This window comes from Pseudomonas sp. LS2P72 (genome assembly GCF_054897865.1).
The window spans coordinates 2,535,170-2,547,307 of record NZ_CM142708.1 but is presented as its reverse complement, the minus strand read 5'-3'; the positions used below and the strand labels follow the sequence as shown (position 1 = coordinate 2,547,307).

Genomic DNA, 12,138 nt, shown 5'->3' with positions numbered 1-12,138 from the left:
TCTCTGGGTTGCAAGCCCTACCGTCGGTAAAAAATAGCGAATTAGAAGGCCAGGGCACGGCACAAGCCGCTACACCTTGGGGCATAATGCCGACACTTTCATGACCACTGAGGGAATTTATCTTCATGCCCTCGTTTATTTCCCCCTCGGCTGTAGGGTTTTATTTCAGATGATCAAATCTTTGCGTCCATTGTTATTGGCCGGTTTTCTGCTTCCCCTGGCCTTCTCCGTTTCCGCTGCCCCCATCAACACCGGGCTGACGCCCAACGTTGAAAAGGCCATCAAAGCCAGCAAAATGCCGAACAACGCCCTGTCGCTGGTGATGATCCCGCTCAACGGCCCTGGCACCCCCACCATTTACAACGCTGACGTCTCCGTCAATCCGGCCTCGACCATGAAACTGGTCACCACTTACGCGGCGCTGGAAATGCTCGGCCCGAACCACCAGTGGAAAACCGAGTTTTACACCGACGGCACGCTCAGCGGCGGCATCCTCAACGGTAACCTCTACCTCAAGGGTGGCGGCGATCCGAAGCTGAACATGGAAAAACTCTGGTTGCTGATGCGTGACCTGCGCGCCAACGGCGTGACGCAAATCACTGGCGATCTGGTGCTGGACCGCAATTTTTTCGTACAACCGCAATTGCCGCAGTTCAACGACGACGGCAATGACGACAACAAGCCGTTCCTGGTCAAACCTGACGCGCTGATGGTCAATCTCAAGGCCCTGCGCTTTGTGGCGCGTAACGACAATGGCCGGGTGCTGGTGTCGGTAGAACCGCCGATTGCCACCATTCGCATCGAAAACCAGGTCAAAGCCGTCAACTCCAAGCAATGCACCGGTGGCGTGCGTTACAACCCGGTGCCCCAGGCCGATGGCAGCGTGACCGTGACGGTCGGCGGCCAGTTGGGCGAGGGCTGCAGTTCCCAGACTTACCTTTCACTGCTCGACCACGCGACCTACACCGCAGGCGCCGTGCGGGCAATCTGGAAGGAACTGGGCGGCAGCATTCAGGGCGTGGACCGTTTGGCGCCAACACCTAAAAATGCCAAGGTCCTGGCTCGGGCCTTCTCTCCGGACCTGGCGGAAATCATCCGCGACATCAACAAATACAGTAACAACACCATGGCCCAGCAGCTGTTCCTGAGCCTGGGCGCGCAGTTCCGCACCGAGGCCGACGGTGACGATGCCAAGGCTGCACAGCGGGTCGTGCGTCAGTGGCTGGCGAAGAAAGGCATCACCGCGCCGCACCTGGTGATGGAGAACGGTTCCGGTTTGTCCCGTGCCGAACGTGTGAGTGCGCGTGAATTGGCTGGCATGCTGCAAGCGGCCTGGAGAAGCCCGTATTCGGCCGAGTTCATCAGTTCGATGCCGATTGCAGGCACCGACGGCACCATGCGCAAACGCCTGAAGACCACTGCGATGCGCGGTGAAGCTCACGTCAAGACCGGCACCCTGAATACGGTTCGGGCGATTGCCGGATACAGCCGCGACATCAACGGCAATACCTGGGCGGTGGTGGCGATCCTCAACGACAAGGCACCGTTTGGCGCGTCGTCGGTGCTGGATCAGGTGCTGCTGGACCTGTATCGCCAGCCGAAATTGCCGGAAACGGCTTCGGTGTTGTAACCGGATCTACCAGACACCAAAGATCCAATGTGGGAGCGAGCCTGTGTGGTGAGGGGATTTATCCCCTCACCACACAAGCTCGCTCCCACAGGGGTGAGCATGCAGCTCTAGTTCATCTCCCCCTCAACCCGATCCCGTCCTGCCTGCTTCGCCGCATACACCCCCGAATCCGCCCGCAGCAGCAGCGCATCCGCGCCCTCCCCGACTCGCCAACTGGCAATTCCGAAACTGGCGGTCACGGTCCCGACGCCTTCGATCGGCGAACTGCGCAACCCTTGCCATAGCTGCAAGGCCAGGACATGGGCATGCTCGCCGTTGATATCCGGGCAAAGCACCATGAATTCCTCACCACCCAAGCGACAGAACACGTCGGTGCGCCGCAGCCGATGGCCGATACGTTCGCACACGATCTGCAACACCTGATCGCCGACAGCATGGCCATGTTGGTCATTGATACGTTTGAAGTGGTCGATATCGAGCATGATCACCGACAGTTCGCCGCCACCGCGTTCGACCCGGACCATTTCGGTGGTCAGGCGTTCCTGGAAATAGCGGCGGTTGTGGATCCCGGTCAGGGAGTCGGTGATCGATAGCGCCCGCAGTTCTTCTTCCACCCGTTTCAAGTCGGAGATGTCCGAGATATAGCCGTGCCAGAGCACGCCGCCACCGGGCAGTTCCTCCGGCGTCGCCTCACCACGAACCCAGCGCAAGCCGCGCAGGGGCAGCTGCACGCGGTATTCCTCGCGCCAAGGGCTGAGGGTGTCCGCCGACGCCCGGATCGAAGCGCGGACCCGGGTGGTGTCCTGCGGATGAATCCGCGTGAAAATCGCTTCGGCGTTGAACAACAGCACATCCGGTTCAAGTTCGTAGATCTCGCGAATACCGTCGCTGGCGTAGATCACGCTGAAGCGCCCATCGAACTCCATTTTGAACTGATAGATCCCGCCGGGCACATGGGCGCTGAGTTTCTTCAGCAACAAATCCCGTGCCGCCAGGGCCTCGTGGACGCGCTTGCGTTCAGTGATATCGATACAGATCGCCAGGTGACCGACCCACAAACCTTGCTCGTCGAGGACCGGGGTCGCCAGCATGTTCACCGTCAAATGGCTGCCGTCGCTACGCAGCAGCGTCCATTCCCGCGCTTCGTGACCGCCCTCCTCGCCGCCCTCGACCAACATCGCCTGGCAGGTCGGAATCGGTTTGCCATAGCGCGCGCTCAACTCCGCCGAACGTGCCACGAGCTCTCGGGGCAGGTGCAGGTTTTCCAGGGTCATGTGGCCCACCACTTCGGCGCTGGTGTAGCCAAGCATTTGCTCGGCACCGGCATTAAAGGTTTGGATAACCCCGCGCAGATCAGTGGCGATGATCGCGACTTGGGTCGCGGCATTCAGCACGCCGCGCAACTGACCATGAGTGCCGCGCAACTCCTGCTCGCGAGCGCGCAGTTCCTGGGTCCGTTGCTCGACCATTTTCAGCGCCCGTTGACGCTGACTGACCAGCACATAGAGCAATGCACTGAGCAACAGACTGAGCAAGCTGCCCAGCACCACCAGGGTGGTCACCGAAGAGTGATTGGCTCGCAGGAAGGCATCGCTGGGCTGAATGTCGACTTGGTAGTTATGGTCGGCAAGCCGTAGCAGCCGGGTCGCGGCCAACTCACTGGGGGACGGCGTGTTGGGGGATTCATAAAGCACTTCGTGCTGATCATCTGTGGATAAGTCGAGGATGCGCACCGAAAGGTAGTCACGGCCCGCCTCCGGCAGCCCGTCCGCCAGCAACTGATGCATGCTGATTACGGCCATGACATAACCGTACGGTTTCACCCCCGCCGTAGCCGGACTATTGCGCAGCAACACCGGTGCGACCAGCAGCACGCCGCGCGCATAGGCCGGCTCGATACTGACCAGATGCATCGGCTGCGATACCGCCATGCCGCCGTGCTGATCGGCCCGTTCAAGGGTGGCACGGCGCAAGGGTTGAGCCCACAAGTCGTAGCCCAGCGGCGAACCCAGTTTGCTTTGGGTCTGGCTATACAGCACCGGCACGTACTCATCCCGTTCGGCCGCCAGTTGCAGTTGGCCGTCGGCATTGAGTTCGCGCAGGGTGAAGTCGGGTAAACCCTCTGCACGCACCTGGCGTTCAAATTCCGCCCGTTCGGCACCGGCTATCCGTTTGGCAAAGGAATAGGCCTGAGTCCGGTGCAGCAGCGGTTGAGTGTAACCGTCGAACTCAGCGCGGGAGACCGAATTGGAATTGGCAAAGAACCGACGCAGGCCATCGAGGCGCTGCTCCTGATCTTCGAAGCGTTCTTCGATACGGCTGTAACGTTCACTGGCCAGCAGTTGGAAACGTTGCCGCAATTGATGGTGGAACAGATTCAGCGTCGACCATGCGAGCAATCCCGTGAGAATCCCGCCGATAACCAATACCAGCAATGCGACCAGCCAGGCCGAGACATCTTCACTGATAAAACCCAGGATCTTCGGGCGCACGGCGTGCAACGACATAGACGCAACTCAAAACGCCAGGTGCGGGAAAGCCCATTGGCCATGCGTTGAGTTATAGCTATTAGCCATCAATTTGACCAGCACAGAAAGAAGCCAAGAGCCTTTAAAAATCAAGGCTCTGTGGATCCAATCACATTAACCGTCAACGAGCCGTGATTTTCCAGGCACGGTGGATTTTGCCATTACGGGCGAAATCCGGATCAATGGTCTGGGCGGTGATTTCCTCGACCGCATAACGCTCGGTGAGGTTTTCCTCAAGCTGGAACTTGCGGAAGTTGTTGGAGAAGTACAACACGCCGCCCGGGGCCAGACGCGCCATGGCCAGGTCGATCAATTGCACCTGGTCACGCTGCACGTCGAAGATCCCTTCCATGCGCTTGGAGTTGGAGAACGTCGGCGGATCGATGAAGATCAGGTCGAATTCGTCACGGCAGGCGTCGAGCCAAGCCATCACGTCGCCCTGCTCCAGACGGTTCTTCTCGGAGAAACCGTTCAGCGACAGGTTGCGACGCGCCCAGTCCAGATAGGTTTTCGACAGATCGACGCTGGTGGTGCTGCGCGCGCCGCCCTTGGCTGCGTGAACACTGGCGGTTGCGGTGTAGCTATACAGGTTGAGGAAGCGCTTGCCGGCCGCCTCTTTCTGGATTCGCATGCGCATCGGCCGGTGATCGAGGAACAGCCCGGTGTCGAGGTAATCCGTGAGGTTGACCAGCAGCTTCACGCCACCTTCGTTGACCTCGACGAACTTGCCCTGTGCCGCTTGGCGTTCGTACTGCTTAGTGCCGCTCTGACGCTCGCGACGCTTGACCACCACGCGGCTCTTGTCGATGTTCAGGGCCTGCGGAATGGCAGCCAGGGCATCGAACATACGCGCTGAGGCTTTTTCCGGATCGATGGATTTCGGCGCAGCGTATTCCTGGACGTGGACCCAATCCTGATACAGGTCGATGGCCATGGAATATTCCGGCATGTCGGCATCGTAGACGCGGTAGCAGTCGATGCCTTCACGCTTGACCCACTTGCCGAGGGCCTTGAGGTTCTTTTGCAGACGGTTGGCAAACATCTGCCCGCCTTCGCTCAAGCGCGGCTGCTCGATCACTACCGGTGCCGGTTTGATCGGGTTGCCGTTCTTGTTGTACTTCTCGTACTTGCCGGGTGCTACGTCGTTGTCTGCAACTTCGACTTCGGCTTGAACTTGTTCACGCTCGACCTGACGCTGTTCCGGAGTGCGACGTTCGCCGGTGACGAACTGGTCCGGCGTAACTTTGATCAGCAGTAACTTGCACGGCAGTGCGCCGTTCCAGAACGAATACTGTTTGTGGCTGCGGATGCCCATGCGCTTGCCCAGGTCCGGGGCGCCGGTGAATACAGCAGCTTCCCAGTTCAAGCAAGCCTGACGCAGACGTTCGCCGAGGTTCTGGTAGAGATAGAGCAAGCTCGCTTCGTCACCCAGACGTTCGCCGTACGGTGGGTTACAGATCACCAGGCCTTTCTGGTTCTGGTCCGGACGTGGCTCGAACGTCCCGACTTCGCCCTGGTAGATCTTGATCCACTCGCTCAGGCCGGCACGTTCAACGTTGTTGCGGCCCGGTTGAATCAGGCGTGGATCGGCTTCGTAACCGCGAATCCACAGCGGTGGCTTGGCCAGACCGGCCGCGCAACGCTCAGTGGCTTCTTCGTGAAGCTTTTTCCACAGCGCCGGGACGTGACCGAGCCAGGCCGTGAAACCCCACTGCTCGCGACGCAGGTTCGGCGCCATGTCGGCGGCGATCATCGCGGCTTCGACGAGGAACGTACCGACACCGCACATCGGGTCAGCCAGCGCGCCGCCATCGGCCGCAATGCGTGGCCAGCCGGAACGGATCAGGATCGCTGCCGCGAGGTTTTCCTTCAGCGGCGCCGCGCCCTGCTGCAAGCGATAGCCGCGCTGGTGCAGGCTGTGGCCGGAGAGGTCGAGGGACAGGATCGCTTCGCCACGATCCAGGCGCAGGTGAATGCGCAGGTCCGGGTTGAGTTTGTCGATAGACGGACGGTCGCCCTGCGGCGTGCGCAGTTTGTCGACGATGGCGTCCTTGACCTTCAAGGCGCCGAAGTGGGTGTTGTCGATGCCCGAGCCGTGACCGCTGAACTCGACGGCCAGGGTGCCGTCGTTGAGCATGTGGTCTTGCCACTCGATATCCAGCACGCCGTGATAAAGGTCTTCAGCGTCTTTCATCGGGAAACGCTTGAGCACCAGCAGCACCCGGTTCGCCAGACGCGACCACAGGCACAAGCGATAAGCGGTTTCCATGGTGGCCATGCCGCGCACGGCAGAGGTGTGCTCACGCGCGTCCTCAAGGCCAAGCCCGATGGCTTCCTCGATGAGCAGGCCTTCAAGGCCTTTGGGGCAAGTGAGGAAGAGTTCGAAACGATCGGACATGGTAATTCCAGAGCCTTTAGCTAAGTGAACCGGCAACGCATTGCCGGCCCGGTTTTCAATCAGGCGCTTTTCTAAAAGAGCGCCCGCGTGGCACGAAGGTGTGCCGTCCCACCCCTGCAAGCTCGGGTTAAAAGAGCTTAGATGCAAAGACAGATAAAAAAGTTGATGCAACAAAATGTCATAAGGCGACCCTTCGTCGAATAGTCCCCCTGCTCAACAGGAGGCATTCTCACTAAAGGATTAAACCCATCATGCAGCGCGGGGCTGATCATACCGGGGTTTTGCCAATAAACACGGGACAACATCGTGTTACTTATCGCCATACCATCTTTATCGTTACGTCCTTATGACAAAACGATCATTCCCTCGATGTGACGCATTGGTTAGAACTCAACACAGGTTGACGCCGCAATGACGTCAACACCTTGGCTCGCGACGCCGGCAGCGAGCCCCAACGGCAGGAGTTTTTCTGCCAGACCTCAATTGAGGTCGACGCGATGAATACAGTCAACAAGTGAGGGCAACACCCTATGAGAAGACTTAAGCGTGATCCGTTGGAAAGAGCATTTTTGCGCGGATATCAATATGGAGTTGGTGGCAAATCCCGTGAGCTTTGCCCATTTACTCTACCGTCGGTACGCCAAGCCTGGATTAACGGCTGGCGAGAAGGACGCGGCGACAACTGGGACGGTATGACCGGCACTGCGGGAATCCATAGACTCAACGAACTTCACGCCGTCGGCTAACACAGGGCACACATTCCGACACGACAATCTGATTACGTAACGACTTACCACGCACGCCCCATCCGGGCGGCGGGCTTCGGCCCAGGGGCTCCTTCGAGGAGCCCTTTTTTATGCCTGCTCTCTGGCCAAACACAATCCCTTGTAGGAGCACGGCTTGCCGGCGATGGCGATCTCAAGGACGCCATCGCCGGCAAGCCGTGCTCCTACGGGGATCAGCGGAGGGCGGCGATGGCGTCTACGGACTCACGAATCAGCGCCGGACCTTTATAGATGAAGCCGGAATAGAGTTGCACCAGGCTGGCACCCGCAGCGATTTTCTCAGCCGCGTGCTTGCCTTCGGTGATGCCTCCCACGGCGATGATCGGCAAGCGACCGGCCAACTCGGCCGCCAGCACCTTCACGGTGTGGGTGCTCTTGTCGCGAACCGGTGCTCCGGACAAACCGCCCGCCTCGTCACCATGCTCCATGCCTTCTACACCGACGCGGCTCAGGGTGGTGTTGGTGGCGATTACCGCGTCCATCCCGGTTTCGATCAGCGCTTGCGCGACCTGAGCGGTTTCTTCATCGGTCATGTCCGGCGCAATCTTGATCGCCAGTGGTACATGTTTGCCGTGGCGCAGCGCCAGTTCTGCGCGGCGCGTCGCCAGGTCGGCCAACAACTGCTTCAGCGAATCGCCGAATTGCAGGCTGCGCAGGCCCGGGGTGTTCGGCGAGCTGACGTTGACCGTCACGTAGCTGGCATGGGCGTAGACCTTGTCCAGACAGATCAGGTAGTCGTCGACCGCCCGCTCAACCGGGGTATCGAAGTTTTTGCCGATATTGATGCCCAGCACGCCTTTGAACCTGGCCGCCGCCACTCGGGCCAGCAGGTGATCGACGCCGAGGTTGTTGAACCCCATGCGGTTGATGATCGCTTCGGCATCCGGCAGACGGAAAATCCGTGGCTTCGGGTTGCCCGGCTGCGGACGCGGGGTGATGGTGCCGATTTCGACAAAGCCAAAACCCAGTTGCGCAAAACCGTCGATGGCCGCGCCGTTCTTGTCCAGACCGGCCGCCAGACCCACCGGGTTCGGGAAGTCGAGGCCCATGACGGTCACTGGCATTTTCGCCGGCGCCTTGCACAGCAAGCCGTTGAGGCCCAAACGTCCGCCCGCGCCGATCAGGTCCAGGGACAGATCGTGGGAGGTTTCCGGGGAAAGTTTGAACAACAGCTGACGGGCCAGGGTGTACATGGGCGGGTTTGACTCTGGGCTACGAAAAGTGGCGGCGATTATAGCCGGGCATCGGGGTTGCAGGCGAGGCGCGCGACAAAATCAGCGTGCGATGGCATATGCCTTGCACCGTCACTGACATCAGCACTCATGCCAACGACGGGATGAGTCGAAAGACAAAGGCGTCGTCACTTGGCCTTGCCCCGGCAAGCAGCCCGGTACGGCGCTTTTTTATGGAAGGTGTTTACTGATGATTGAAGTTCCAGCCAACCCTCTGGCCTGGGTCAACGGCAGCGATGCCCCGGAAAAGACCGAAATCAACCTCGGCTTCATGGCCCTGAGCGACTGCGCCTCGGTAGTGGTCGCGGCCACGCAGGGCTTCGCCCAACCTTACGGCCTGACCCTGAACCTCAAGCGCCAGTCGTCCTGGGCCAATCTGCGGGACAAACTGGTCAGTGGCGAACTCGACGCCGCGCACAGCCTGTACGGTTTGATCTACGCCGTGCATTTGGGCATCGGCGGTGTCGCGTCGACCGACATGGCGGTGCTCATGGGCCTGAATCAGAACGGCCAGAGCATCAACCTCTCCCATGGCTTACAGGCGCTGGACGTGACCAGTCCTGAAGCACTGGAACGGCACGTGCACCAAAGTCGCCCAAAACTCACCTTCGCCCAGACATTTCCTACGGGCACCCACGCCATGTGGCTGTATTACTGGCTAGCGAGTCAGGGCATCCACCCGTTGCAGGACGTTGACAGCGTGGTTGTGCCGCCGCCGCAAATGGTCGCGCACCTGCAAGCCGGACGCATCGATGGTTTTTGCGTCGGCGAGCCGTGGTCCGCCAGTGCGGTGCAGCAAAACCTGGGGTTCACGATGGCCACCACCCAGACCATCTGGCCCGATCACCCGGAAAAAGTTCTCGGCTGCACCCGCGCCTTTGTCGAGCAATACCCCAACACCGCAAGGGCGCTGGTGATGGCGATCCTCGAAGCCAGCCGCTTCATCGAAGAAAGTACCGAAAATCGCCGCAGCACTGCGAAGCTGTTGAGTGCCCCGCAATACCTCGACGCCCCGCTCGACTGCATCGAACCGCGCTTGCTCGGTGACTACGCCGATGGCCTGGGTAATCGCTGGCAGGACCCGCACGCGCTGCGCTTCCATGGTGGTGGCGAGGTCAACTTGCCGTATCTGTCCGATGGCATGTGGTTCATGACCCAGTTCCGTCGCTGGGGTTTGTTGCGCGACGACCCGGACTACCTCAGCGTGGCCCGTCAGGTCCAGCAACTAGACTTGTATCGAGAGGCCGCCACCGCTGTCGGTGTGGCCGCGAGTGATCAGCCAATGCGCAGCAGCCAGTTGATCGACGGCAAGGTCTGGGATGGGCTGGACCCCGCCGGCTATGCCCGCAGTTTCAAGCTGCACGCCATGAGCGACAGCTCGCCCCTTCTCGCCAGCCGCTGACAGGAGACTACGAATATGTTGCGTATCCTGCTGATCAACGACACCGCGAAGAAAGTCGGTCGCCTGAAAGCGGCCCTGACCGAAGCCGGGTTCGAGGTGATCGACGAGTCGGGTCTGACCATCGACCTGCCCGCGCGCGTCGAAACGGTGCGTCCGGACGTGATTTTGATCGATACCGAGTCACCGAGCCGCGATGTGATGGAACAAGTAGTGCTGGTGAGCCGCGATCAACCGCGGCCGATCGTGATGTTTACTGACGAACATGACCCCGATGTGATGCGTCAGGCGATCAAGTCCGGGGTCAGTGCCTACATCGTCGAAGGCATCCACGCACAGCGCTTGCAGCCGATTCTCGATGTGGCCATGGCGCGCTTTGAAAGCGACCAGGCCTTGCGCGCCCAACTCAACGCCCGTGACCAGCAACTGGCCGAGCGCAAGCGCATCGAGCTGGCCAAAGGGCTGTTGATGAAAATGAAGGACTGCAACGAGGAACAGGCCTACACCCTGATGCGCCGCCAGGCCATGAGCCGCCAGCAGAAGCTGATTCAGGTGGCCGAGCAGATCATTGCCATGAGTGAGTTGCTGGGCTGAAGCTCTGTAGTGCCTGAAAGGACGCCATCGCGGGCAAGCCTTGCTCCTACAGTTTTTTGTGTCGTTCGCAGTATCCGAACTCACTCAAAACCCGTAGGAGCAAAGCTTGCTCGCGATTGGCCGCACACGGTTTCAGACTGTTGGCACAGATCTCGCTAGGTAATCGCTACAGGTAACCAACGGCGGTTGCCCCACCTACGACAAAGACGTCGCTCACCTCATTTGCCCTCTGGCGAATCCGGTGGCGGCGTTTTTTTGTTTTGGCCCCATAGACCGGGGCCGGTGGTGCGGCCGATGCGGCGCCCCACCTGCAAGCTCATGACTCCTTCTCGAGACTCCTAACAGCTGAGGTGCGCGATGAATTCAAGCTTCTGGAAATCTGGCCATACCCCGACATTGTTCGCGGCCTTCCTCTATTTCGACCTGAGTTTCATGGTCTGGTACCTGCTCGGTCCAATGGCGGTGCAGATCGCCGCCGATCTGCAGCTGACCACCCAACAGCGCGGACTGATGGTGGCCACGCCGATTCTGGCCGGGGCCGTGTTGCGCTTTGCGATGGGCCTGCTGGCTGATCGCCTGTCGCCAAAAACCGCCGGGATAATCGGCCAGGTGATCGTCATCTGCGCCCTGTTCGTCGCCTGGAAACACGGCATCCACAGCTACGAGCAAGCACTGCTGCTGGGCCTGTTCCTCGGCATGGCCGGTGCGTCCTTCGCTGTCGCCCTGCCACTGGCGTCGCAATGGTATCCACCCCAGCACCAAGGTAAAGCCATGGGCATCGCCGGTGCCGGTAACTCGGGCACCGTGCTCGCCGCACTGATCGCCCCGGTGCTGGCGGCTGCATTTGGCTGGAGCAACGTGTTTGGCTTCGCGCTGATCCCGCTGATCCTGACCATCATCGTCTTCGCCTGGCTGGCCAAAAACGCGCCTGAGCGGCCGAAAGCCAAGTCGATGTCCGACTACTTCAAGGCGTTGGGCGACCGCGACAGCTGGTGGTTCATGTTTTTCTACAGCGTGACCTTCGGCGGCTTCATCGGCCTGGCCAGCGCCCTGCCCGGCTATTTCAACGACCAATATGGCCTGAGCCCGGTGACCGCCGGTTACTACACCGCCGCCTGCGTGTTCGGTGGCAGCTTGATGCGCCCGTTGGGCGGCGCTCTGGCCGACCGTTTCGGTGGCATTCGCACCCTTTTGGGGATGTACACGGTGGCGGCGCTCTGCATCGCAGCGGTGGGTTTCAATCTGCCGAGTTCCTACGCTGCTCTGGCACTTTTCGTCTGCACCATGCTCGGTTTGGGTGCCGGTAACGGCGCCGTTTTCCAATTGGTGCCACAGCGTTTTCGTCGCGAAATCGGTGTGATGACCGGTTTGATCGGCATGGCCGGCGGTATCGGTGGGTTTGCACTGGCAGCGGGCATGGGCGCGATAAAGCAAAGCACAGGCAGCTATCAACTGGCCCTGTGGTTGTTCGCCAGCCTTGGCGTTCTGGCCTGGTTCGGTCTTCACGGCGTGAAACGTCGCTGGAGAACCACTTGGGGTTCGGCCGCCGTGACCGCAGCTCGGGTCTGAAGC

8 protein-coding genes are annotated in these 12,138 nt (G+C 60.2%); 5 read left to right on the top strand and 3 right to left on the bottom strand.

What is annotated here, in order from left to right; genetic code table 11:
• Positions 1-169 precede the first annotated feature (169 nt).
• A complete protein-coding gene (dacB, locus tag ACYZUA_RS11770; protein WP_461963224.1) occupies positions 170-1,630 on the top strand; it encodes a D-alanyl-D-alanine carboxypeptidase/D-alanyl-D-alanine endopeptidase in 1,461 nt (486 codons plus the stop codon).
• A gap of 107 nt (positions 1,631-1,737) precedes the next feature.
• On the opposite strand, the gene ACYZUA_RS11765 is transcribed toward dacB, so the two are convergent.
• Positions 1,738-4,137 (bottom strand): sensor domain-containing diguanylate cyclase, encoded by a 2,400-nt coding sequence (locus tag ACYZUA_RS11765; protein WP_461963223.1) that lies wholly within the window; start codon positions 4,135-4,137, stop codon positions 1,738-1,740.
• A gap of 142 nt (positions 4,138-4,279) precedes the next feature.
• A complete protein-coding gene (rlmKL, locus tag ACYZUA_RS11760) occupies positions 4,280-6,556 on the bottom strand; it encodes a bifunctional 23S rRNA (guanine(2069)-N(7))-methyltransferase RlmK/23S rRNA (guanine(2445)-N(2))-methyltransferase RlmL (protein ID WP_461963222.1) in 2,277 nt (758 codons plus the stop codon).
• Between the two features lie 530 nt (positions 6,557-7,086).
• Between rlmKL and rmf the strand changes: the two genes are divergently transcribed.
• A complete protein-coding gene (rmf, locus tag ACYZUA_RS11755) occupies positions 7,087-7,302 on the top strand; it encodes a ribosome modulation factor (RefSeq protein ID WP_003223300.1) in 216 nt (71 codons plus the stop codon).
• A gap of 212 nt (positions 7,303-7,514) precedes the next feature.
• Here the strand turns inward: rmf and ACYZUA_RS11750 are convergent, their stop codons facing one another.
• Positions 7,515-8,534 (bottom strand): quinone-dependent dihydroorotate dehydrogenase, encoded by a 1,020-nt coding sequence (locus tag ACYZUA_RS11750; RefSeq protein WP_461963221.1) that lies wholly within the window; start codon positions 8,532-8,534, stop codon positions 7,515-7,517.
• Between the two features lie 229 nt (positions 8,535-8,763).
• On the opposite strand from ACYZUA_RS11750, the gene ACYZUA_RS11745 reads away from it, so the two are divergent.
• The 3 genes from ACYZUA_RS11745 (at position 8,764) to ACYZUA_RS11735 (ending at position 12,135) form a co-directional block, all read left to right on the top strand.
• Positions 8,764-9,975: a CmpA/NrtA family ABC transporter substrate-binding protein gene (locus tag ACYZUA_RS11745; protein ID WP_461963220.1), complete on the top strand. Its 1,212-nt coding sequence runs from the start codon at positions 8,764-8,766 to the stop codon at positions 9,973-9,975.
• Between the two features lie 15 nt (positions 9,976-9,990).
• Positions 9,991-10,566 carry an ANTAR domain-containing response regulator gene (locus tag ACYZUA_RS11740; protein ID WP_461963219.1) on the top strand — a complete coding sequence of 192 codons (576 nt, stop codon included), beginning with the start codon at positions 9,991-9,993 and terminating at the stop codon, positions 10,564-10,566.
• Between the two features lie 357 nt (positions 10,567-10,923).
• Entirely contained in the window at positions 10,924-12,135 is a 1,212-nt protein-coding gene (locus ACYZUA_RS11735; protein WP_095128793.1) for a nitrate/nitrite transporter, read from the top strand.
• Positions 12,136-12,138 lie beyond the last annotated feature (3 nt).

What these genes read in the sequence shown, in the direction of transcription:
- ACYZUA_RS11735 (WP_095128793.1), top strand. Translation starts at nt 10,924, where the DNA reads ATGAATTCAAGCTTCTGGAAATCTGGCCATACCCCGACATTGTTCGCG.
- ACYZUA_RS11750 (WP_461963221.1), bottom strand. Translation starts at nt 8,534, where the DNA reads ATGTACACCCTGGCCCGTCAGCTGTTGTTCAAACTTTCCCCGGAAACC.
- ACYZUA_RS11745 (WP_461963220.1), top strand. Translation starts at nt 8,764, where the DNA reads ATGATTGAAGTTCCAGCCAACCCTCTGGCCTGGGTCAACGGCAGCGAT.
- ACYZUA_RS11765 (WP_461963223.1), bottom strand. Translation starts at nt 4,137, where the DNA reads ATGTCGTTGCACGCCGTGCGCCCGAAGATCCTGGGTTTTATCAGTGAA.
- rmf (WP_003223300.1), top strand. Translation starts at nt 7,087, where the DNA reads ATGAGAAGACTTAAGCGTGATCCGTTGGAAAGAGCATTTTTGCGCGGA.
- ACYZUA_RS11740 (WP_461963219.1), top strand. Translation starts at nt 9,991, where the DNA reads ATGTTGCGTATCCTGCTGATCAACGACACCGCGAAGAAAGTCGGTCGC.
- rlmKL (WP_461963222.1), bottom strand. Translation starts at nt 6,556, where the DNA reads ATGTCCGATCGTTTCGAACTCTTCCTCACTTGCCCCAAAGGCCTTGAA.
- dacB (WP_461963224.1), top strand. Translation starts at nt 170, where the DNA reads ATGATCAAATCTTTGCGTCCATTGTTATTGGCCGGTTTTCTGCTTCCC.